The organism is Candidatus Pseudothioglobus sp. Uisw_016 (assembly GCF_048087635.1).
In the GTDB taxonomy this organism is placed as follows: domain Bacteria; phylum Pseudomonadota; class Gammaproteobacteria; order PS1; family Pseudothioglobaceae; genus Pseudothioglobus.
On sequence record NZ_CP159806.1, the window covers coordinates 135,876 to 159,665 of the forward strand.

The following is a 23,790-nucleotide window of genomic DNA, read 5'->3' on the forward strand; positions in this document are numbered from 1 at the left end:
AAATAGGTTCTAATAACCAAAAAAGTAATAACGAGTTAATTTTATGAAAGAGCAACTGCAAAACCTACTTACTAAATGTATCCATGATTTAATTGATCAAGGATTGCTTAGTGAGATGCCATCAAAAGTTCGGCTAGATCACACCAAAGATAAAAGTCATGGTGATTATGCAACAAATATAGCCCTAATGCTAGCAAAGCAGGCTAAAACCAGCCCACTTAAGCTGGCGCAAGCTATTGTTGACCAATTAGATGGCGCTGATTTTATTGAAAAAACAGAAATAGCCGGCCCAGGGTTCATTAACTTCTTTCTGTCAGACAAGTCGAGTACTGCCGTGATAAATGAAATTATTGAAAGTGGTGATGGATATGGAACATCTAATATAGGAGCAGGCCAAAGTATTCTTTTGGAGTACGTTTCAGCGAACCCAACAGGGCCTCTTCATGTTGGACACGGAAGAGGGGCCGCTTATGGGGCAACTGTTTCTAACCTACTAAGATCTGTTGGTTATAAAGTTGATAATGAGTACTATGTAAATGATGCAGGTAGGCAGATGGATATCTTATCTGTAAGCATTTTCTTGCGATATTTAGCGCTCTGCGGAGAAACAATAAGGTTTCCTGATAATGGCTATCAAGGAAAGTACATTAATGATATCGCCAGTAATGTTATGCAGACTTATAGTGACGCTTTTCACATAGAATCAGCATTAGTTTTTGAAGGTATCTGTAAAGATGAGCTTGAAGGAGGAAACAAAGAGTCTCATATTGATGAGTTAATTTCAAGGTCAAAAGAGTTATTGGGTGAAGGCTTTAAATCTATTTTTAAAGTAGGTATTGAAAGTATTCTAAGTGGCATCAAAAAAGATCTAGCTGATTTTGGAGTGGTCTTTGAAAAGTGGTTTTCAGAGCAATCTTTGATTGATAATGGCCTTTCTGAGGCAAGTATTAAAAGACTTCAAGTCAGTAAGCACGTTTATAAAAAGGACGGCGCCCTATGGTTTAAAACAACGGATTATGGAGATGAAAAAGATCGTGTAGTAGTCCGCGATAATGGAAATCATACTTATTTTGCTTCAGATATTGCCTACCACCTTGAAAAATTTGAGCGAGGCTATGATAAAGTAATTAATGTTTGGGGAGCTGACCATCATGGTTATATTGCTAGAGTTAAGGCTTCTGTAGCTGCATTTAATCATAACCCTAAAAAATTAGAAATCCTTTTGGTTCAATTTGCAAACCTTTATAGAGGTGGAAAAAAAGTACAAATGTCAACTAGAAGTGGGTCTTTTGTGACCCTTGAGGATTTAAGGAGTGAGGTAGGAAATGATGCTGCACGTTTCTTTTATATCCTCAGAAAGTCTGAGCAGCATATGGATTTTGATCTAGATCTTGCTAAATCAAAAACAAATGAGAACCCAGTTTTCTATATTCAATATGCCTATGCTCGTATTAACTCTGTTTTCAAGCAAGCGCAAGAAAAGGGCATAGTGTTTAATTATCAAGATGCTGATTTAGGATTATTAACAGAAGAAAGTGAAAAATCAATTTTAAGAGAGCTAAGTCGTTATAAAGGTGTCATAGAGTCTGCTGCCATGCAGTATGAACCTCACCAACTTGCTTACTATTTACGTGAATTGGCTTCTCAATTTCACAGTTACTACAATGCCTGTCCTTTTATACTGGATGATCAAGACCTTACGCAGGCTAGGTTGACAGTGATCCACGCAACGAAACAAGTTCTCTTTAATGGGCTATCTATACTAGGGGTTAGTTCGCCAGAGTCAATGTGAATGATCAGAGGCAAAGAGATCAAGCACTAAATATAGGTGATTCTTTCATTGTTCAGGCTCCTGCTGGCTCAGGAAAAACTGAACTTATAACTCAACGTTATTTAAAATTACTTAGCTCTACAGATGTGCCAGAAAATATTTTAGTTATGACATTTACCAACAGAGCGGTGGATGAGTTAAAACATAGAATAATTAGCTCGCTTAATCGAGCAAGATTGAACCCACCTGAAGAGCCACACAAGCTCAAAACCTTTGATCTTGCCAATAAAGTGTTAGAGCAATCAAGTCTGAAAGATTGGGATTTACTAAATCACCCCTCTCGAATAAAAATAATTACTATTGATTCGCTGTCAAGTTTAATTGTCTCAAGGCACCCATCTATTGATCAATTAATCCCACCTCAAACAATGATTAATACTTATGAGTATGAGCAAATTTATCAAGAGGCAGCAGAAAATACCCTACTGCTAATTGAGGAGAGTGAGTATCAAGCTAGCATCTCATCTGTTTTGTTGTACCTTGATAACCATGTTGATAGGTTCTATCGGCTCATAGTTCAGATGCTCTCAAAGCGAGAGCAGTGGCTACCAAAACTATATATTGAGGGTGCTCTTGATATTAATTTATTAGAAATACTAGCGCAAGAATTAATTGTTGAATATCTTGAAGCCTTGAGAAGTACAGCATCTGGTTTGCTTGATAAATCTTTTTTTAATTTATTAGAAGTTAGTACCAGGCATGATGTTTCTAAGATTAAAAAGTTACCAGGCTCAACTATCGAAGATTTGAGTGATTGGCAAACTATTTCTGAATTACTTTTAACGAAAAGTACCGGGAACTGGAGAAAGAAAATTGATGCTAATATTGGATTTCCAGCTGAACTTAAGGAAGAAAAACTGATATTTAAAGAAATATTAGAGAGTTTTGATTCTGAAGTTGAATTCAAAAAAATACTTAATAATTTATCTAACTTACCAAGTGCGTATTTTGCAGAATCAACGAGTAAAAGTATCAATGATATTGCACAAGTCTTAAAGTTAAGTGTTGCAGAGTTGAAGGTAATTTTTAAAGAAAAAGGTTTGCAAGATTTTTCAGAAGTTGGTATGCAAGCTATTAATGTGCTTGATAGTCGTGAAGAGGTAAGTGATATTGCGCTATTGTTAGACTATCAAATTAAGCATCTACTAGTTGATGAGTTTCAAGACACTTCATATTCACAATTAAGCTTAATAGAAAAACTTGTTGAAAGCTGGCAAGAGGGAGATGGAAAATCAATCTTTTTTGTGGGCGATCCCATGCAATCAATTTATAAATTTCGTGAATCTCAAGTTGGAATATTCCTTGAAGTCATGAAAGGTGGTATAGGTAGTCTTAAAATTAAGCCTCTAGCATTAACCGCTAACTTTAGGTCAAATAAAAGTATTGTTGAGCATAATAATAAGATTTTTTCTCAAATATTTCCAAACCAAGATAATTTATTGTTGGGCGCTATTCATTATTCTGAATCTAGCTCAGCTTCAAATATTGAGCAAAATGATGCGCTCACTTTTTACCCGTTTAGTGTAGATCAAGATTCTGAAGAAGCGGAGATGGTGGTTAGTATTATTAAAAAATCTATTTCAAATAATCCACATCAAGAGATTGCAGTCCTTGTAAGATCTAGATCTCATTTAAATGCCATTACATTGTTGCTTCAGGAAAGTAGAGTTAATTTTGAAGCCTTAAAAACTGAGCCATTAAGGTCTAATCTTTTTACCAGAGACTTGCTAAGTTTAGCTAGAGCATTGCTTAGTTTGGCAGATCGTTTAGCTTGGCTTTCTATTCTCAGAGCTCCATGGTGCGGCTTAAAGTTAGAAGATTTATTAGTTTTTAGTGATTCAATAGATAAGACAATTTTTAGTCAGTTAATAGATGATGATATCGTTAAGGATTTGAGTGATGATGGCATTTTACGTTCTAGGCATTTATTTCTAGCGACTGAAGAGGCTATTTATAGTGAAGGTAAGTTCTCTTTCGTAGAGCGTTTTTCTTATGCCTTAGGTCAGCTATGTAATGTGATTGAACTTAATGAGCAAGAAAAAAGTATTAGATCTCAATTTCTTTCATTACTGAATCATTGCGAACTAAGCCAAAGTTTAGATATCAAGACAATTGAATTGATGGTTAAAGATTTATATGCACCCTCCCAGTCTGCCTCTGTTAAGTTAATGACAATTCATCAGGCTAAAGGCTTAGAGTTTGATACTGTAATTATTCCTGGCCTTGGTAAAAAAGGAAAAAATGACTCACTACCCTTAATACAAATTCAAGAGTTTTCAAATAATAATATTTTGCTAGCACCTTTAAAATCTTTTTATGAAGACTCTGAGAGTAAAACTTACCTTTATTTGCAGTACTTACAAAAACAACAGGCACACTTTGAATTAATGCGAGTGCTGTATGTTGGGATGAGTCGAGCAAAAGATAAGATTCATTTGTTAGGTAGCGTTTCAAAAACTGGAAGAGCTGTCAGTGGCTCATTGCTGTCATTTTTAAGTAATTATTTTCAACAATCTATCGATGACATTCCAATTCAAGATGCAACAATTCCAGTAGAGACTTCTTTACCCAAACTTCAGCGTAATAAGATGCTCTCAACTCTTTCTAGTAGAGTCATTAATGACATTAAGCAGTCCAAAAATATGCCCAGTAATATTGATCTAATTTATCAAAGTGCATTGGGTTCGATAGTGCATTACTTTCTAGAGCATTATTTATTTGAGCCATCATTTGAAAGCATTGAGGCAAGATTTAAGGAGTTTGGATTGCCGACAAAACTAATTCAGTCATATTCTAAAGCTGCCTCTCTTTTACTTCTCAATACAAAGCGTGATAAAGATTTTGAATGGCTATTTAAATATCGAGACTCTACTGAAGTCGAAGCCGAATATAGTAATTCAAGTAAAACAGTAATAATTGATCGATTGTTTATTGAAGACGGCACTTTATGGATTATAGATTTCAAGACGGCATCGCTTAACGATGGTGAATCTATGAGCTCATTTATTGGGCGGCAAAAACAGTCACACCAAAAACAAATCAAAATATATCAAGAGGTTCTTGATGATTTTTTTAAACTCCCTTCAAAGGTTGCTCTTTACTGCCCAGCTGCAAGTCAGTTAATAATAATTTAATTGTTTTTGTATTGAAAAATTGCTGGACAAATTCCTTAATTGTACTTATGATGATTTCCAATTTGTTAAACCTATAAATATATGACTAAGAAAAATGATATCGTTGGATGGATTGATTACACTCAGAAATATGGCGATAGAAAAATAAGAACCATTAATCCTGATGTGCAGAGTGGCTCAACAGTTCTGTTTAATCATTTTGAAGATATGCAGTTAGCAATGGATCATAATTATCCTGGTGTTGATTATGGAACTCATGGGCTATCTACTCAGAAAGCCTTTGAAGAAGCGATGTGTAAGCTTGAAAATGGTCATATTTCTTATGCATTTCCCTCTGGTATTAGTGCTATTACAAACACACTAATGGCCTTTACTAAAAGTGGGGATGAGGTTTTATTGTGTGACAATGTTTATAGTCCTACTGCAAGCTTTTGCCATAATATTCTTGAAAAATATAATGTAAAGATAACGCATATAGAGTCCAATATAGGTGCTGAAATCAGGCACTATATTAATGATAAAACGAAATTAATTTTTTTAGAGTCTCCTGGCTCTAATACATTTGAAATTCAAGATATTTCTGCAATTGTTAAAGAGGCGAAAAAAGCTAACGTACTATCAATTTTAGATAATTCATGGGCTACACCTCTTTTTTTAAAGCCTTTGGATCTTGGTATTGACATTACCATTCAATCTGTAACTAAGTATATTTGTGGCCATTCTGATATTTTGTTGGGCTGCGCAACGGTAAACCAAAAATATGCGGATGAGTTTTCTAAATATTTTGAAACTGTTGAAAATTACGCTAATCCACAGGACTGCTATCAGGCTTTGAGGGGACTGAGATCACTAAAGGTTCGTCTAGAGGCGCACCAAAAATCAGCCTTTGAAGTTGCGAGATGGCTTGATAAGAATGATATTATTGAGACTGTAATTCATCCTGGCCTTAAGTCGCACCCTCAGCATGACTTATGGAAGAGAGATTTTAGTGGCGCCTCAGGGCTATTTGCTTTCACATTCAAAAAGTCATATTCAGATGAAAAAATTGCATTATTTGCAAATTCACTTGAAATATTTGCCCTTGGCTTTAGTTGGGGAGGTTATAAAAGCCTCTTAACTGCAAGGCCATACAAGCGAGATGGAGAATGGGTTCATGATGGAAAACATCTAGTTCGACTCAGCATTGGGCTTGAAGAGTCAAGTGAGTTAATTGAGGACCTAAAGCAAGGCTTCAGCGTTCTTGGGTAGTATTTAAGACTTATCCCTTTTATCGTTTACAACTGTAACTCGCTGCATGTGTCTTGATTCTGACAAGTAGTCAAAAACTGCATAATGTTGAGTAATGCGATTATCCCAAATAGCAACTGAATTATCTTCCCAGTGAAATCTAACTTGGAATTCAGGTTTTGAAATATGCTGAAATAAAAATTGCAGTATATGATCACTTGGACCTTGACTTTCATTGATAATATTGCGAGTAAAGGATTGGTTTACATTTAAATATTTGAGACCTGAAATGGGATGAGTTTCAATAACTTTATGAACCGCTGAGCCAACGTTCTTTAGAGCATTATTAACTGAATCGATACCACCTTCTTTGTAAAAGTCATTTCTAAACGTACCCATATCATGAATCGCTTCAAGTTCTTCTAGGTGGTCTTTCCATCCATTTGGAAGCTGATCATATGCAGCACTCATACTGGCCCAAAGCGTGTCACCACCAACCTTAGGAACCTTAACGCCATGTAATATGCTTGCAAAGGGAGGATTTTCTTTAAAAGTAAGGTCTTTATGCCAGTCATTTGTGTCTGGCCTATTATTTGCATCATTTTTAAGTAGAACAATGCTTTGATGCCCTTCAACATGAGGGTAGACAGGGTGACCTGGATCAATTTCGCCAAGACTCTCTGCTAATTTTAGGTGAGTTTCTGGTGAAATGTTCTGGTCTCTAAAAAAAACAACTTGATGCTTTATGAGTGCGCTGTATATTTGCTCAATGGTCCCACTATTTAAATCCTTATTTAGTGAAACTTTTGAGATTATTGCTCCAATTGAAGGAGTTAGCGGTGTGACTTTCAACATCATTAGGTCCAATAGAGTTTTAAAGAATTTTATTACAAAACAATCACCATTTATTAATTATTATTTTTCAACCACCATAACAGAATAAATAATTGAAAAAATAACAATGGAATGACTGATAAAAGAACTACTTCCCAGCTAAAATTAAAAACAAACCAGCCTGCTGAGAGTGCTGCAAAAGCCTGAAGGCCAAAAACTAAAAAATCATTGATTGATTGAACTTTAAACTTTTCATTTTCACTATAGGATCTTGGGAGTAGGTTTGTTCCTCCTATAAATAGGAAGTTCCATCCAAGACCAAGAAAAACTAAAGACCACCAGTAACTGCTAAGAGCATGGCTACTGTATGCAATGAAGACAGAAGCGAAGAAAAATATAACGCCAAGTAGCATCATCCGAGTAAGTCCTAGATATTTAACAATGTAAGCTGTAAATAGTGACGGAAGAAACATTGCGATAACGTGAGCTTGAAGAACTGATTTTGTATGGTGAAGTGAATAGCCATCCATTATATGCATACTGACTGGCGTGGCTGTCATTACAAAACTCATAACAACATAGCCTGTTGTCGCTGCGCAAACTGCAACTATGAAAGAGCCTTGCTTAATAATTTTAAGCAATGACCTTTTAGAATTGTCAATTTGTTGTTTAAACTTTTCAGCTGGTTTAAAAAAACACATCAATATAAACGCAACAATAAATAAAAGGGAAAGGATGGCGAAAGAGCCAACAAAGTCGGTATCAAAGTAATTTTTGCCTAAAGTTGCAATTTCAGTTCCAAGAAAAGCAGAAATTAGCCCACCTAGAAGAACAACTGCAGTTGCTTTTGGTCTTTGTACAGGCTCCACGCTTTCAATTGCTGCAAACCTAAATTGCTGCATAACCGCAACTGTTCCACCTAAACAGAAAGATGCAAAACAAAATAAATAAAATGATTTATTGATGATTGAGAATATACACAGGCCGATTAGAAATATGGTGTAAATGCAAGAGCTCAAAAAAATTTTCTTACGACCAAAAATTGACATCAGCCGGATGGCTGGAATAATACTGACCGCAGTGCCTACTACAATAGTTGCAACTGGTAAGGTAGATAAACTTTTTAAGGGCGCAAGAACGCTTCCAATAATGCCCGCGACAAATAGCATAAAAACGCTAAGAGACATAAAGAGGGCTAAACAGGCAGTTAATATCCAGACATTCTTAGGAAGATTTAACATTGAGCAGTTATCCTGTGAGGTAGAAAAAATTTATTTCTTCTGAGGCCGCTTCCATTTGCTCATCGTTGATTGTTTATTGCGACTTAAGGTAAGCTTATCATCGGGGGCATCTTGAGTGATAGTTGAGCCCGCTCCAATGGTTGCATTTTTTCCGATCGATACTGGGGCAATTAATTGACTATTTGAGCCTATAAATGCTCCATCTCCAATTGTTGTTTGACTTTTATTTACACCATCGTAGTTGCACGTTATTACGCCAGCACCAATATTGACAGCCTTTCCAATTTCACTATCCCCAATGTAACTTAAATGGGATACCTTTGAGTTGTCATCAATTGTTGATTTTTTTACTTCAACAAAATTGCCAATCTTTGCATGACTACCTATTTGAGTTTCAGGACGAATGCGGGCAAAAGGCCCAATACTAGTGTGACTTCCAATAACAGAGTTATCAATCATTGAATTTGGCATAATGTGAGCATTATCACCGATTTTAGAGTTTTTTATAATGCAGTTTGGCGAAATTAGAACATTTTTTCCTAACCTAACTTCACCTTCAAAAACAACATTTACATCGATAATACAGTCATTTCCAAAAGTTAAATTACCCCGACAATCAAAACGACTAGGGTCTTTAATAGTGAGTCCACCCGTCATTAGCTCTTCTGCATTTTTTAGCTGGTGAGCCCTTTCAGCCTCGGCTAAGTTATTTTTATCATTTATACCCATTACTTCTGCTGAATTTTCACAAATAAATGAAGCAATAGTAACATTATCTTTGGCTGCTTTTTCAACAATATCCGTAAGATATAGTTCGCCCTGCGAATTATTTGGCTCAAGTTGGTTTAAGTACTTTGTTAATAATGCACCAGTAATAGCCATGATGCCCGTATTAATTTCATCAATTTCAAGTTCTTCATTATTGGCATCATTTTGCTCAATAATGGATTGAATAGATTTTGAAGAGTCTCTTATGATTCGGCCATAACCTGTAGGGTCATTTTGAATTACTGTTAAAAGAGAAAAACCAGTTTTATTTGCTTTTTCAAGCAACTTTAATAATGTTTGGGTTTGAATTAGAGGGACATCACCATATAGAATAAGACACATTGAGTTTTCTTGAATATTTGGGATTGCCTGCATTACTGCATGCCCAGTTCCAAGTTGATCTTTTTGTAATACCCATGTAATCAGGTTGTTTGATACTGATTTTTTTACTGATTCTGAGTTATGGCCAATGATTACGTTAATCGAACTCGCTAAAGGAGTCGCCGCATCAATGACATGCTGAATTAAAGTCTTATTACCAACTTCATGAAGAACTTTGGATACACTTGAGTTCATTCTTGTGCCTTGACCTGCAGCTAAAATGATAACATTGACTCCATTATTAGTTGATTGGTTTGGCATTAAAAGTATAGTGTTAGATAGAAAAAAATAGTTTGTATAATGTTACACTTTAGAAATTAAGCTAAGTGAAAATGCGTAAAAAATTACTTGCTGAGTTAATTGGAGCTTACATCCTGGTCTTTGCTGGAACTGGAGCCGTGATGATTAATGATATTACTGGAGCTCTTGGCCATGTTGGTATAGCGCTAACATTTGGCTTTGTCGTAGTGGCACTAATTTATAGCTTTGCCCATTTATCGGGAGCTCATTTTAATCCTGCTGTGACGATAGCTTTTTGGTCAATAGGAGAATTTGATAGTAGGAAGGTTGTTCCATACATTGGCGCTCAGATTTTGGGCGCGATAGCTGCAAGTGCAAGCCTATATTTTTTACTTAATGAGAACTTTGTCACCATGTCGGAGGTGAGCTATCTTGGTGCGACTCTTCCCAATGGCTCAGTAACTCAAGCCTTTGGGTTTGAATTGATTTTGACTTTTATATTAATGATTGTTATCTGCTCTTCTGCGGTTCATGGGAAAGCTACAAAAGATTTTGCAGGATTGGCTATTGGCTTAACAGTTGGCCTTGAGGCAATGTTTGCAGGGCCTATAACGGGCGGTAGTATGAATCCAGCTCGAAGTATTGGGCCAGCAGTGATGAGCGGTAATTATGATCACTTATGGATTTATATAGCGGCGACTATCATTGGCGCTGTAATTGCTGCGCAAGTATTTTTAAAGCTTTTTCAATCCGAGTCTTAATTAGTTCCCATGAAAAAAGTATTGGTTTTGTGTACTGGAAATAGCTGTAGAAGTATTATTGCGGAAGCGCTAATCAATAGTGAGCTTGGTGAGAGAATTGAAGCATATTCGAGCGGCGTATCTGCCAGCGGCTTAGTAAATCCGAATGCAAAAAAAATATTAGAAGTTAAAAATATTTGGAAGGATGAGTACCACTCTAAAAGACTGGAAACACTCTTGCATATTGACTTTGACCTGGTCATTACAGTTTGTGATAATGCAAGTCAAACTTGCCCTATATTTCCAGGAAAAACAGAGCTAGTTCATTTAGGTTTTGATGACCCAGATGGCAAGGATTTTGAAGAATTTGAGGCGTGTTATAAGCAGGTCAAATCGAAACTAATTCCACTGGTAAAATATTTTTTAAATTAGTTACTTTTTTTTAGTTATTTATATAAAATTCGTTTTTTTAGAGGTAGTGATAAGTAGTACTAAATAATTCTTTTTATGGAGATAAATAGTTATGACTAAATCAGGAAATATTACTAGTTTATTTGGAAAGTCGCCAATAAGCCCTTTGCAAAAACACATGAAGCAGGTTCATTCCTGTATCAAAGAGTTTGGAGTTTTTGCTAAAGCTGCTCAATCTGAGGACTGGGACAAGGCGCAAGAAGCTCGAGTTTCAATTGGAAATAAAGAGAAAAAAGCTGACCAGTTAAAGAAAAAATTAAGAATGAACTTGCCTAGTACTTTTATGATGCCTTTCTCAAGAAGAGATTTGCTTGATGTTCTCTTAATCCAAGACTCTATTGCCAACATTACTAAAGACCTTGCTGGCTTGATGATGACTCGTCATATGGTTTTTCCTAAAGAGTTTGCAGAGGACTTTATAAAGCTTGCTGATCTTTGTATTAAGACTTCAGCTTCTGCAATGGTAGCTATTAATGAACTTGATGAGTTGTTAGAAACAGCGTTTAGTTCTCGTGAACGTAAAATTGTTGCAGAGATGGTCAAAAAAATTAATGTCCTAGAGCATGATACTGATGTAGCTCAGAATGATATTCGCAATAAATTATTTTTGCTTGAATCTGAATTACCTCCTGTAGATGTCATGTTTTATTACCGAGCTATTGAGTGGTTAGGCGAGACCGCTGATGCTGCCCAAAAGGTAGGGTCACGTTTTGAAGTAATGTTAACTAAATAACCGGAGCACTTCATGGAAATTATTGTACAAAATAGTGACATTCTTATCATGCTGGCTATTGGTTTTGGTTTGTTTATGGCTTGGGGTATTGGTGCTAATGATGTCGCAAATGCAATGGGAACATCGGTAGGCTCTGGTGCAATTACATTTAAGCAAGCGGTAGTTATTGCAATTATATTTGAGTTCGCTGGAGCAGTTCTTGCAGGTGGCGAGGTTACGGCAACGGTTCGAAAAGGCATCCTTGATTCTGGATCATTTGTCTCTAATCCAGAATTACTGGTGTACGGAATGCTTGCTTCACTTTTAGCTGCAGCTACCTGGCTATTGATTGCATCTTCTCTTGGTTGGCCGGTTTCGACAACGCACTCTATTGTAGGGGCGATTGTGGGATTTGGCGCTGTAGGTGTTGGAATTGATGCTGTAGCTTGGGGCAAGGTCTATGCAATTATAGCGAGTTGGGTCATCTCTCCAATTATTGCTGGAACGCTGGCAATTGTAATCTTTAAGAGCTTACAGAGCAATATTATTGATACCGAAAAGCCTCTTGAGAATGCTAAAAAATACCTCCCTTTTTATGTATTTTTTGTTGGTTTTATTATCTCTTTAGTGACACTACTTAAAGGACTTAAACATGTTGAATCCTTAAAGCACCTTGGTAAAGATCTACCTACCAGCATGATGATTGCAACTGCAGTGGGAATATTGGCAGCTATTCTTGCAGCTATTATTATTAGGCGTATTAAGATCAATCCCGAAGATGACAGTGACTTTTCATACGCTAATATGGAGAAATTATTTGGTGGACTAATGATTATAACTGCCTGTGCAATGGCATTTGCGCATGGATCAAATGATGTTGCTAACGCAATTGGACCTTTAGCCGCAGTCTATAGTATTGTTCAGTCAGGAGGTGAGATCGTCTCTAAGAGTGTCTTACCTTCATGGATATTACTAGTCGGAGGAGGCGGCATTGTCTTTGGCCTAACAACTTTTGGTTACAGGGTAATGAAAACAATTGGAAAAAGCATTACGGAGCTTACGCCTAGTCGTGGTTTTGCTGCTGAACTTGCTGCAGCAACAACTGTTGTTTTTGCTTCCTATACAGGCCTTCCAGTCTCTACTACGCAGGTATTGGTGGGAGCTGTACTTGGTGTGGGCATTGCAAGAGGCCTTGCTTCACTTAACTTGAGAGTTATTAACCGAATTTTTCTTTCTTGGATTATCACGCTTCCAGCTGGCGCCATAATGTCGATTTTATTTTTCTTTATGTTAAAAGGTATTTTTGGCTCGTCATAATCTAATGAAGTTTAGTAAAATGTTTAATAATAAAACTATAAGTAGAGATGCATTATGACTTTAGAAGAGGTCCAGAAAAAACTTGAACTAGGAATAGAGCAATCTGAAGTTACTATGGAGGGCGATGGCTGTAATTGCTCTGCAGTAATTGTTTCACCTATTTTTGAAGGGCTATCTTTATTGCAAAGGCAGAGAGCAGTTTTAGCAGTGGTTAAAGAAGAGATAAAGAGCGGTGAGCTTCATGCATTAAGTGTTAAAACATTTACCCCTGCAGAGAGATAGTATATAATTCACGTTCTTTTAAATTTGAAGATATAAAGTTATGCAAACAGACATTCATCCTTCTTACGATACTATTAAAGTTGTGTGCAGTTGTGGTAATTCATTTGAAACGCGCTCAACTTCGGGTAAAGACGAACTTCATCTTGATGTTTGTTCAAGTTGTCACCCTTTTTATACAGGTAAGCAAAAAATTATGGATACTGCTGGACGTGTTGAGAAATTTAAGTCACGTTACGGCGCATTCAAGCGTTAAATATTAATTGATTCACTCTAAAGGCCACAAATGTGGCTTTTTTTGTGTCAGAAGCAAAGCAAAATAAATCTCTACAATGATTATAATCAACCTTTTACTGGGAAAAAATAATGGCATTTGACTACATTAATGCGTTACTAAAGAAAGAAGTATCGCGCACTCCAATTTGGGTGATGAGGCAAGCAGGTAGATACTTGCCAGAGTACCGTGCTACTAGAAAAATAGCTGGTGATTTTTTAACTTTATGTAAGTCAAGTGATCTGGCGTGTGAAGTTACCCTTCAGCCCCTTGAGCGTTTTGATCTCGATGCAGCAATTCTTTTTTCTGACATATTAACTATCCCTGACGCTATGGGTTTGGGGCTTCATTTTGTTGAGGGAGAGGGGCCAAAATTTACTAATCCTCTTCACACGCTCAGCAGCATTGAACACTTAACCAAGCCAGATGTTGGAACTGAGCTTAATTACGTTAGTAAAGCAGTTTCTGTAATCAAGAAAAACCTTAAAGGCAGTGTTCCATTAATAGGCTTTACGGGAAGTCCATGGACACTTGCAACATATATGGTTGAGGGCGGCACTAGTAAAACTTTTTCAAAGGTAAAGGGCTTGATGTATGAAAACCCAAAGCACATGCACCAACTACTTGATGTTCTGGCTGATACTGTCATAGACTATCTGAATTCTCAAATTGAAGCTGGTGCGGATTCAGTAATGATTTTTGATACCTGGGGTGGGCTTCTAAGTAAGGGTAGTTATGAAAATTTTTCATTAAGGTACATGTCAAAAATTGTGGATGGGATTCACCGTAGCTATGAAGGTAGAACGATTCCAGTGACACTTTTTACTAAAGGCGGCGCTGCATGGCTCGAGCAAATTGCTGCAACTGGATGCGATGCAGTGGGTATTGATTGGACAATTGAGCTTGGTGAGGCGGAAAGGAGAGTGGGCTCAAAAGTAGCATTACAGGGTAATCTTGATCCATCAGTGCTTTATGCGTCACCTGATGTAATCAAGGCTGAAGCTTTCAAAGTTCTTGACCAATTCAAAGGGCAAACTGGGCATGTTTTTAATCTTGGGCATGGGATTACACCTGATGTTAACCCAGAAAGTATGAAAGTTTTAGTGGACGCAGTTCACTCATACCCTACCAAAACTAAATAATCCTAATAATATGGACATTAAATTGAGTTTAACTTTGTCTATGTTAAAATTTAATTAAAAAATAGCATCAATAATTATGTCACGAATCTTAAATATTTTCAAACAACTCGAAGCTAAGAACAAGACTGCTTTTATTCCATTCATCACTGCTGGTGATAGTGGCCTGGATAACTCAGAGGCATTGGTTTTTACTTTGGCAGATAGTGGTGCAGATATTATAGAATTAGGAATGCCCTTTTCAGATCCAATGGCTGATGGGCCAGTAATTGCAAAATCACATGAGAGGGCGGTTGCAGACGGCGTTAACTTGCATGATGTTTTTGCAATAGTTGAGAGGTTTAGAGAGCATAACCAGTCAACTGGTATCGTCTTAATGGGTTATACAAATCCAATCGAGGTTTTTGGCTATAAAGATTTTGCTCTCAGAGCTCATGAAGCTGGAGTAGACGGAATTTTGGTTGTTGATATGCCTCCAGAAGAGGTCCATGATCTTAAGGAAGAGCTCGATAAGCTCGATATTGATCTTATCTTTTTAGTCGCTCCAACAACAACGGATGAACGCTTACAGTATATTGCAGAAATGGCTACTGGCTACATATACTTTGTATCATTGAAGGGCGTAACAGGCGCAGGAAATCTCGATGTTGCATCGGTTAATCATCATTTAGAAAGAATGAGAAATTATTTTAAATTACCAGTGGGAGTTGGTTTTGGAATAAGTAACGCTGAAGTTGCGAAACAAGTTGGCGAGAATGCTGATGCAGTAATTGTTGGCAGTGCGCTAGTTTCAATTATTGAAGAATTGTCCAGTGACAAAGATACAATGATTACCAAGGTTGGGAATCTGGCAAAGGAAATCTCAAATGCTATTAATTAATTTACAAATACTATGAGTTGGTTAGAAAAAATTATGCCATCTATTGGCATAAATATTAAAAAAAATATTCCAGAAGGAATTTGGAGTAAGTGCCCAGAGTGTAGACGAGTTCTTTATCAAGAGGAACTTGAGCGTCTTCATTATGTTTGTCCAAAGTGTAACCATCATTTAAGAATATCTGCAAGAAAACGTATAGAGGGATTCCTGGATATTGAGCAGCAACATGAGATTGCTGCTAATATTGAGTCTGTAGACCCACTTAAGTTTAAAGATCAAAAAAAATACAAAGATCGTTATCATGATGCCCAAAAAAAGACCAAGGAAAAAGATGCGTTAGTTGTTAAAACTGGATTGTTAAAAGGGATGCCAATTGTTGTTGCAGCTTTTGATTTTAGTTTTATGGGCGGATCAATGGGGTCAGTTGTTGGTGAAAAATTTGTAAGAGCTGCGAATATTGCTATTGAAAACCGACATCCTTTTGTTTGCTTTTCTGCAAGTGGCGGCGCTAGAATGCAGGAAGGCCTTTTTTCTCTAATGCAAATGTCAAAAACTTCGCTTGCTGTTAAATTATTAGCTGATAGTAAAATCCCATTTATCTCAGTCTTAACTGATCCAACTATGGGTGGCGTTTCAGCTAGCTTAGCAATGCTAGGCGATATTCAGATTGCTGAGCCCAATGCAAGAATAGGTTTTGCAGGAGCCAGAGTTGTTGAACAAACGGTTCGAGAAGAGTTACCAGAAGGATTTCAAAGAAGTGAATTTTTACTTGAGAAGGGTGCTATTGATATGATAGTGCATAGGTCAGACTTACGTCAAAAAGTTTTTCAGATCCTCTCCGCACTTCACCTCAATAACGAAAAATAATATTAATATTTTTTTACGTGAATCAATTGGATAAATTTTGAAGATATTTTTGGCTAATCCACGAGGTTTTTGTGCTGGCGTTGACCGTGCTATAGAGATAGTCGAGCGCGCAATTGAAAAACATGGTTCGCCGATTTATGTCCGTCATGAGGTCGTTCATAATAAATTTGTTGTAAGTAATCTAAAAAAGAAAGGCGCAATTTTTGTTGATGAGATTAATGAAGTTCCAAAGGGAAGTGTTGTAATTTTTAGTGCGCATGGAGTATCACAAGCCGTAAGAAAAGATGCTGCTGAGATTTCAGATATTATTTATGATGCAACTTGTCCGTTAGTAACCAAAGTTCATAAAGAAGTCACCAGGCGCCAAAAACAAAATCATCAAGTTATTTTGATTGGTCATGCGGGTCATCCAGAGGTTGAGGGAACTTTAGGACAGTCAGATTCATCTAGCCGCATTACTTTAGTAGAGTCAATTAAAGACATTAAAGATCTAGAGTTGTCTAAAGATTTGGACATTTCCTATACAACACAGACCACTTTATCGGTTGATGATACCCAAGAGATTGTTGACTCTCTTAAAGCTAAATTTCCAAAAATTCAAGCACCTAAAAAAAATGATATTTGTTACGCAACTCAAAATCGCCAGGACTCAGTCAAGTCTATGATTAAAAATTCAGAAATGCTCCTTGTTATTGGTTCAAAAAACTCTTCTAACTCAAACCGACTCAAAGAGATTGCAGAAAATCAAGGGAAGCCCGCTTATCTAATTGATGGAGCAACTGATATTCAAAATGATTGGCTGAATGGTATTACTTCTATTGGAGTTACAGCTGGCGCATCAGCTCCAGAAGTGCTAGTTCAGGCAGTAGTTTCTTATCTGATGATGAATGGTGGTAGTGAAATTATTGAAGTAAGTGGTGCTAGGGAGTCTGTAAATTTTCCAGTACCTGAGGCACTCAGAGTCTAAAAGTATTAATTAAATTAATAGAAATGTAGGAATTTGAACTTATGAAAAAATATGGTATTTATGGAATTGGCTCTGCAATAGTTGATACTGAAGTTATTGTTAGTGATTCATTTTTAAGTGAAAATGATATTGGTAAAGGCTTGATGACTCTTGTTGACGAAAAACGACAAAAATACTTAATGGAGGAGCTGACGAGTCAACGCGTGCCTGTTAAAAGGAGTTGTGGAGGGTCTGCATGCAATTCAGTAGTAGCAGCAAGTAGATTTGGATCTTCAGTTTTCTTTTCTGGCAAAGTTGCAAATGATGAAGAAGGTATTTTTTTTGTTAAAGATTTAAATCGTGCGGGCGTGGATTTCCATCAAGTTGATCCTTCTAGTGGAATCACTGGTAAATGCTTGGTAATGATTAGTCCGGATGCAGAGCGAACCATGAATACTTATTTAGGCGCTAGCCTGGAGCTTTCATATCGCGAAGTTGATGAAGGGGCTTTAGCATCTTCAGAATGGCTATATATTGAAGGCTATGTTGTGACTGATGATGAAAGAACAGCTGTTGCAAGAGATGCTATGATCTATGCTAAGAAGAGCGGGGTTAAAACTTCATTGAGTCTTTCTGATCCATTTGTTGTTGAGGTTTTTTCGGATAACATAAGAACAATTATTGGTGACGACGGTGTGGATTTAATTTTTTGTAATGGTGATGAAGCTAGGAGTTTTACTGGAACGCATACAGTAGAAGCGGCTGCTGAAGAATTAAAGAAACATGCTAAAACCTTTGCTATTACAAGAGGTGCAGGTGGGTCATTAGTTTTTGATGGAATTAATATGATTCATACCCCAGGTGTTCTTGCAAGTGCAGTTGATACGAATGGTGCTGGTGATATGTTTGCTGGTGCTTTTTTATATGCACTAGATCTTGGTAAGGACTTTTCTTGGGCTGCTGAGTTTGCTAATGCTGCTTCTTCGAGGGTAGTTAGTCAATTTGGACCAAGAATAAGGGTGATTGAATATATTAGCCTTAAGCAACAATTTAATATTCAATAATGAAATAGTAGGGAAGGGATTTAGAGCTAAAAAAATGCAGCTTCTATTCTGGCCCACTAGATGTTGGGTTATTGGTTCCATTAAGTGACATTTTATATCTCATTTTAATCTATAATTTTATCAAGGGGCTAAGTTACTTGAGGAACATAAAATGAAAAAAGCAGTCAGTAGGTTATTTCAGTTAAGAAAAGCGTTAGATGAATGTGAAAAAGAATTTGGATTAGGTGAATTTTCAGAAGTCGAAAGAGCGGTTTTTTCTTTCATCACTTCTAATTCTAATGTAACAATTACTGCAATAAAAAATGATCCATACTTCTCTAAGTATTCATTATCAACTATAAAACGCGCAGTTTTATTTCTAACTTCTAACGGCGGAGTTAGTGCAAATCAGTCTTCATCTGATAAACGTGAGATGATATTAATATTTGATCAGTAGTTCTCAAGCTATAATTAGATTTAGTTTGTTAATTTTGAGTTAGTATTATTTCTAATTAATACTAACCCTAAAGATGATGCTATATTGGCAAACTAAATTAGATAGTCCTTTTTAAGAGACTTAGTAAGAGGCTTCCTTTGACTCTTGGTAAAAGTGAAGGCTGAATATAGTAATATTATTCTTATTTATTACATAGATTGATTTTATAAGTCTGATGTAAGTTTTTTACAGACTCTAAACTTGGATAAAGCTATGAAAGATCTTAATGATAGATATTTCCTGAAAAACTCTATTATTGTTAATAAGTCATTAATCTAATGCAAAGCAAGTTAACAGAGTTTCTGTATCAAAATATCATAGCTTTTCTAGTGATTTCTTTATTTACTTTTCTTAATCCCGGTGAGGGAGTTCCATTTATTGGAAATATGATTTGGCTTCAGATAGGAGCCGTTTCTTTGTGCTATCTTTTGTTTGGGTATAAAATTTTCTTGGGAGCATTAATAGCAGTTATTTTTACATCACATGGTTTTGGTTTTGATTTAAGTCGAATCTATAATATTAGTGAAATGTTTGAGCATTTTGTGGGCGCATTCTCACCACTTTGTGCGATTATTAGTATGAGGTTTTTTAAACTGTCGAATTTCTTTGAAGATAGTAAGCTAGTTTTCCAGCACTTGATTTTTTTGGGAATATTGACAGCGTTTTATAACACAATATTGACATTCTTCGTTTATTCATACTTTGAAGTAAAATCAGATGGAAGCTTAGTTGAGCCATTTTCATTCATAAAGAACTATTTGCTTGGTGACATTCTAGGCTCTCTAATTGTCTTATTTTTTGCTGCTCTAGTTATTGTGCCTGGGATTCGATACTTTGCCCCTAAGCATGTCCCATCGGAAGATAAAATTAAATAGACTAGAATTTTTGGTTATTTTAAACCAGTAATTAAACTAGACTCTCTATTAGTATACTTGCGCCTCTAATACGAGAAAAGTCGGCTTCCATAGTTTCATTAGAAATTAGAGTGTTTTGATTTTTTAATTGAAACTGCTGTGGTTTCGTTTGAATTAAATTAATAATTTTTGATGTATCAATGAGGTTTTTTTCATTTAAAGTTATTTCTAGCTTCTCATCATAAATATTAATTTTGAGTATCCCTATTTCCTTAGATTGTATTTTTAATGAGGTCGATTCAAATAGGTTATTAGTTTGATCTGGAAGGATGCCAAAGCGATCAATCATTTCTATTTTTAGGTCTTTTAATTCGTCATCATTTCCTGCACTTGCAATTCGTTTGTAGAGAATTAATCTCTCATGAACATCTGGTAAGTAAGTATCAGGAATGATGCAAGCAATCCCTGAATTAATTTCAACTTCTTCAACTAATGCATCTTTAATATCAAATTTGGTATTGTTTTTTATTGCTTGAATGGTGCGCTTTAATAAGTCATGATATAAATTAAACCCAATTTCTGAGATTTTACCGCTTTGATTTTCTCCTAGAAGATCTCCAGCACCTCTAATCTCAAGGTCATGATTTGCTAGCATAATTCCTGCACCAAGCTCCTCTAGTGAGGCTATAGCGTCTAGTCGTTTTCTTGCATTTTCTGTAATTGACTGGTGAGACTTAATTATAAGATAAGCATATGCCTTATGATGAGATCTGCCAACCCTGCCTCGAAGTTGGTGAAGCTGGGCAAGTCCAAAGTTTTGTGCATTATTGATAATAATTGTATTAGCACTTGGAATATCAATTCCAGTTTCAATAATTGTAGTGCAAACTAAAAGCTGAAAGCGCTGATGATAAAAATCAGCCATTATTTGCTCAAGTTCTTTACTTGGCATTTGGCCATGCGCAATTCGAATTTGAAGATTTGGCATAAGATCGCTCAAAGACTCTGCCATATTATCAATTGTATCAATATCATTATGTACAACAAAAATTTGCCCACCTCGATGTAATTCACGAGAACATGCTTCCTTGATAGTATTTTTATCCCATTCATCAACAAAGGTCTGTATTGCTGTTCTTTTAGCTGGAGGGGTAGCAATAATTGACATTTCTCGAAGTGAACCTAATGCCATGTTTAGTGATCTAGGAATAGGTGTAGCAGTCATAGTCAATATATCACTTTGACCACGGATTTTTTTAAGTGCCTCTTTTTGCTTTACGCCAAATCGATGTTCTTCGTCAATAATAATCAAACCTAAATTATGATATTTAATAGTTCCTTGAATCAGTTTATGAGTCCCAATAATAATATCAATCTTTCCATCATTAAGATGAGATTTAATTTCACTTTGTTCTTTTATGTTTTGAAACCTTGAAAGAGATTTAATTACAATTGGAAATTTGGAGAAGCGGTCATTAAAAGTTTGTTCATGTTGGTTAGCTAAAAGTGTCGTAGGAACAAGAATTGCAACTTGCTTGCCAGATTCAACAGCTATAAAAGCAGCTCTCATTGCAATTTCAGTTTTACCAAACCCAACATCTCCGCAGACTAGTCGATCCATTGGTCTTTCAGATTGCATATCTAAAAGAACATCATCCATTGTTCTTAATTGATCTGGTGTTTCCTCAAATGGAAAGCTAGATACAAAAGAGCTATAAGAGTCATTTGGCGCGGGATAAGCAAATCCTTTTTGAGATTGACGCTTTGCATAAATTTCTAATAGTTCAGCGGCCACATCATAAAGTGATTCTGCTGCTTTTCTTTTTGCTTTGGTCCACTGCTGACTTCCTAACTTATGAAGAGGAGCATTATCTGAACTTGCACCAGAGTATCTAGAGATAAGGTTAAGCGCTGCAATGGGAACCATTAGTACTGAGCCATTTGCATACTCAAGTGAAAGAAAATCTTGTTGATTGCCATCAAAACTTCGACTTTTAAGTCCTAAATATCGACCAACACCATAATGCTCATGAACGACAGGATCACCTAACTGGATCTCAACAAGACTTTTAATTGCTTCATCAAAATCTTTATGTTTTGCTCTTCGTCTTCTCCGCTGTTTTACAGCATCTTTTCCAAACAAATTATTTTCAGTAATAATTGCAATTCGCTCAAAAAGAACGCCTTCGCTCAGACTTGCATTAGTAATGCAGAGTCCATTATTTTGATTATGAAAGTCACTCCAATGAGAGCAATCATTTACTTTAAGTTGGTGGGTGGAAAGTAGATCAGTGAGAACACTTTGCCTACCTTCTGATTCACAAACAATTAATACTTGCCCATCAAAATTTTCAATAAACTTAATTAACTTATTAAGTGGCTTTTTTGTTTGGGCTTCTATTTTAAGTGGGGGAAGGATAGAAGATGAGAAGTTATAGCCTTCTTCTTTTTCTATTTTTGAGCTTTGTATTTGTATTTGTTTTTTATCTGAAAGTTTTTTGAAAAATCTTTCAGTATTTAAAAATACTTTATTAATTTCTAGAGGGAGTCTTTCTAGTGAACCTTTACAATATTCAAAACGCTCTAATAATTCTTTAGCTTGAAGCTCCATCGCTTCGTTAAGTCCTTTTTGATAAAAGATTACAGGTTCACCCAAAATATAATCAAATAGAGTTTCAGTTTCTTTAAAAAATAAAGGTAAATAAAATTCTATTCCACCTGGATAACGTCCTTCACTAACTTCGCTATAAATAAATCCATCAGTATTTCCAAATTCAGATAAATAGTTATCTTTAAAGATTGAAATACTGTCACTATCTGTTGCAAATTCTCGAGCAGGCAGTAGTTTGATTTCTTTAATAATTTCAATTGACCTCTGCGAAGATGTATCAAAAGATCTGATTGAATCTATCTCATTATCAAATAGGTCAATTCGATATGGATTTTTAGTGCCCATTGGGTACAAATCAATTAGGGCGCCCTTAATGCAGAACTCACCTTGCTCCATTACAGTTGTAACTCTGCGATATCCTATTTTTATAAGACTTTCAGAAAAGGACTTAATCTCAAGATTTTGTTTAGTTTTTAGGCGAAGGCTATATATTTCAATATAATTTTTTGGACACAATCTTTGTGATAACGTTTCAAGTGTTGTTATTACGATGCCAGATGTAAGAGAGGGCAGTTTTGAAAGTGTTTCTAACCTCGATGAGACAATATCTGGATGTGGTGAGAAATGGTCAAAAGCTAAAACCTCCCAACTTGAAAAATCTAATATTTCTAAAGAGGTGTTAAAAAAATTGAGTGCTTTTCTAACCTCATCATAATGAGTAATATCTTTTGCAATATAGAGCACTACTTGCTTTTGAGATTCAGCAAATTCAATAAGCGCTAGTGCTTCAGAGGAGCCATACAGAGATCCCCAATAATTTTTTAAGCCAGATGTGAAGGGCTTAAATTCTTCTGAATATAAAATGCTCATAAGATATGAACATTTTCCTTAGCTAGCATTTTAATAAGTTGGATTGTTGGAAGTCCAATTAGGCTGTTAGGGTCATTGCCCTCCATGCTACTAAATAATGCAATTCCTAGTCCTTCAGACTTGAAACTACCAGCACAATTAAGAACATCTTCTTTATTTAGATAGGACAAAATTTGATTATCAGAAAGTTCTTTAAAGGTAACTTTGAAAAGCTCAACATGAGTTTGAATTTTTAAGGTTTCAGTATTCAAGAGAACCAATCCAGTAAGAAATGTAATAGTTTTTCCAGAGCTTTTCTTTAGCTGCAAAAAAGCATTCTCATGACTACCTGGCTTTGTAAATATTTCATCATCTTCATTATTTCCATTACCAAGTGTAGCTACCTGATCTGAAGCAATAATCAAACCTGAATGAGATTTGGCTACCTCTAGAGCCTTTTCTTTAGATAAGCGATTAACTAAATTAAAAGGAGACTCTCCATTTTTTCTACTTTCATTAATGTTTGGCGCTGCTGCTTTAAAGTCAATACGAAGCTTCTCTAAAATAGCTTTTCTAAATGGCGACGATGAGGCTAGAATGAGTGACACTAGAAGTTTAAAAATTGTAAAATATTCTAATATTTTACTTCAATCAGGCAG

Annotated in this window: 21 protein-coding genes; 16 read left to right on the forward strand and 5 right to left on the reverse strand. The window is 35.9% G+C overall.

The genetic code is table 11. The annotated features are described in order from the left end of the window. The first annotated feature begins 43 nt into the window (after positions 1-43). The 3 genes from argS (at position 44) to metC (ending at position 6,213) form a co-directional block, all read left to right on the forward strand. Positions 44-1,792 carry an arginine--tRNA ligase gene (argS, locus tag ABXT69_RS00685; RefSeq protein ID WP_416678254.1) on the forward strand — a complete coding sequence of 583 codons (1,749 nt, stop codon included), beginning with the start codon at positions 44-46 and terminating at the stop codon, positions 1,790-1,792. After that, positions 1,789-4,965, forward strand: a complete 3,177-nt coding sequence (locus tag ABXT69_RS00690) for a UvrD-helicase domain-containing protein (protein WP_416678257.1) — start codon at positions 1,789-1,791, stop codon at positions 4,963-4,965. The genes argS and ABXT69_RS00690 overlap by 4 nt, the downstream gene beginning before the upstream one ends. Before the next feature lie 81 nt (positions 4,966-5,046). After that, on the forward strand, positions 5,047-6,213 hold the full coding sequence (metC, locus tag ABXT69_RS00695; protein ID WP_416678259.1) for a cystathionine beta-lyase: 1,167 nt from the start codon (positions 5,047-5,049) through the stop codon (positions 6,211-6,213). A gap of 3 nt (positions 6,214-6,216) precedes the next feature. Here the strand turns inward: metC and ABXT69_RS00700 are convergent, their stop codons facing one another. Genes ABXT69_RS00700 through glmU form a run of 3 tightly spaced genes read right to left on the reverse strand, consistent with a single transcriptional unit; the run spans position 6,217 to position 9,677 of the window. Then, positions 6,217-7,050 carry a TauD/TfdA dioxygenase family protein gene (locus tag ABXT69_RS00700; RefSeq protein WP_416678261.1) on the reverse strand — a complete coding sequence of 278 codons (834 nt, stop codon included), beginning with the start codon at positions 7,048-7,050 and terminating at the stop codon, positions 6,217-6,219. A gap of 50 nt (positions 7,051-7,100) precedes the next feature. After that, positions 7,101-8,267, reverse strand: coding sequence for an MFS transporter (locus tag ABXT69_RS00705; protein ID WP_416678264.1), 1,167 nt, complete (start codon positions 8,265-8,267; stop codon positions 7,101-7,103). Positions 8,268-8,297: 30 nt separating this feature from the next. Beyond that, positions 8,298-9,677, reverse strand: coding sequence for a bifunctional UDP-N-acetylglucosamine diphosphorylase/glucosamine-1-phosphate N-acetyltransferase GlmU (glmU, locus tag ABXT69_RS00710; RefSeq protein ID WP_416678267.1), 1,380 nt, complete (start codon positions 9,675-9,677; stop codon positions 8,298-8,300). Positions 9,678-9,748: 71 nt separating this feature from the next. Between glmU and ABXT69_RS00715 the strand changes: the two genes are divergently transcribed. The 13 genes from ABXT69_RS00715 to ABXT69_RS00775 all read left to right on the forward strand — a co-directional run bounded on the left by ABXT69_RS00715 (position 9,749) and on the right by ABXT69_RS00775 (position 19,692). Continuing rightward, positions 9,749-10,417: an MIP/aquaporin family protein gene (locus ABXT69_RS00715; RefSeq protein WP_416678270.1), complete on the forward strand. Its 669-nt coding sequence runs from the start codon at positions 9,749-9,751 to the stop codon at positions 10,415-10,417. Between the two features lie 9 nt (positions 10,418-10,426). After that, on the forward strand, positions 10,427-10,828 hold the full coding sequence (locus ABXT69_RS00720) for an arsenate reductase ArsC (protein ID WP_416678273.1): 402 nt from the start codon (positions 10,427-10,429) through the stop codon (positions 10,826-10,828). Between the two features lie 91 nt (positions 10,829-10,919). Beyond that, positions 10,920-11,600: a TIGR00153 family protein gene (locus ABXT69_RS00725; protein WP_416678276.1), complete on the forward strand. Its 681-nt coding sequence runs from the start codon at positions 10,920-10,922 to the stop codon at positions 11,598-11,600. A 12-nt stretch (positions 11,601-11,612) separates the two neighbouring features. Next, the gene (locus ABXT69_RS00730) at positions 11,613-12,896 is read left to right on the forward strand and encodes an inorganic phosphate transporter (RefSeq protein WP_416678277.1); all 1,284 of its coding nucleotides are present in this window, start codon (positions 11,613-11,615) and stop codon (positions 12,894-12,896) included. A gap of 54 nt (positions 12,897-12,950) precedes the next feature. Continuing rightward, positions 12,951-13,178, forward strand: a complete 228-nt coding sequence (locus ABXT69_RS00735; protein WP_416678278.1) for a BolA family protein — start codon at positions 12,951-12,953, stop codon at positions 13,176-13,178. A gap of 40 nt (positions 13,179-13,218) precedes the next feature. Beyond that, positions 13,219-13,431 carry a 50S ribosomal protein L31 gene (rpmE, locus tag ABXT69_RS00740; RefSeq protein ID WP_271537236.1) on the forward strand — a complete coding sequence of 71 codons (213 nt, stop codon included), beginning with the start codon at positions 13,219-13,221 and terminating at the stop codon, positions 13,429-13,431. Between the two features lie 110 nt (positions 13,432-13,541). Next, positions 13,542-14,591, forward strand: a complete 1,050-nt coding sequence (hemE, locus tag ABXT69_RS00745; protein WP_416678280.1) for a uroporphyrinogen decarboxylase — start codon at positions 13,542-13,544, stop codon at positions 14,589-14,591. A gap of 76 nt (positions 14,592-14,667) precedes the next feature. Further along, entirely contained in the window at positions 14,668-15,468 is an 801-nt protein-coding gene (gene trpA, locus ABXT69_RS00750; RefSeq protein WP_416678283.1) for a tryptophan synthase subunit alpha, read from the forward strand. 12 nt (positions 15,469-15,480) lie between these two features. Next, complete coding sequence (gene accD, locus ABXT69_RS00755) at positions 15,481-16,332, forward strand: acetyl-CoA carboxylase, carboxyltransferase subunit beta (RefSeq protein WP_416678285.1); 852 nt, start codon at positions 15,481-15,483, stop codon at positions 16,330-16,332. A gap of 37 nt (positions 16,333-16,369) precedes the next feature. After that, the gene (gene ispH, locus ABXT69_RS00760) at positions 16,370-17,299 is read left to right on the forward strand and encodes a 4-hydroxy-3-methylbut-2-enyl diphosphate reductase (protein WP_416678287.1); all 930 of its coding nucleotides are present in this window, start codon (positions 16,370-16,372) and stop codon (positions 17,297-17,299) included. A gap of 41 nt (positions 17,300-17,340) precedes the next feature. Then, positions 17,341-18,342: an adenosine kinase gene (locus ABXT69_RS00765; protein ID WP_416678289.1), complete on the forward strand. Its 1,002-nt coding sequence runs from the start codon at positions 17,341-17,343 to the stop codon at positions 18,340-18,342. Positions 18,343-18,493: 151 nt separating this feature from the next. Continuing rightward, positions 18,494-18,778: a hypothetical protein gene (locus tag ABXT69_RS00770; protein ID WP_416678291.1), complete on the forward strand. Its 285-nt coding sequence runs from the start codon at positions 18,494-18,496 to the stop codon at positions 18,776-18,778. A 317-nt stretch (positions 18,779-19,095) separates the two neighbouring features. Next, the gene (locus tag ABXT69_RS00775) at positions 19,096-19,692 is read left to right on the forward strand and encodes a hypothetical protein (RefSeq protein WP_416678294.1); all 597 of its coding nucleotides are present in this window, start codon (positions 19,096-19,098) and stop codon (positions 19,690-19,692) included. 31 nt (positions 19,693-19,723) lie between these two features. Here ABXT69_RS00775 and mfd read toward each other — a convergent pair whose 3' ends face one another. Both mfd and ABXT69_RS00785 read right to left on the reverse strand, forming a co-directional pair. Next, entirely contained in the window at positions 19,724-23,152 is a 3,429-nt protein-coding gene (gene mfd / locus ABXT69_RS00780; RefSeq protein WP_416678295.1) for a transcription-repair coupling factor, read from the reverse strand. Beyond that, a complete protein-coding gene (locus ABXT69_RS00785; RefSeq protein ID WP_416678297.1) occupies positions 23,149-23,739 on the reverse strand; it encodes a Maf family protein in 591 nt (196 codons plus the stop codon). Before ABXT69_RS00785 ends, mfd begins: the two co-directional genes overlap by 4 nt. Between the last annotated feature and the right edge of the window lie 51 nt (positions 23,740-23,790).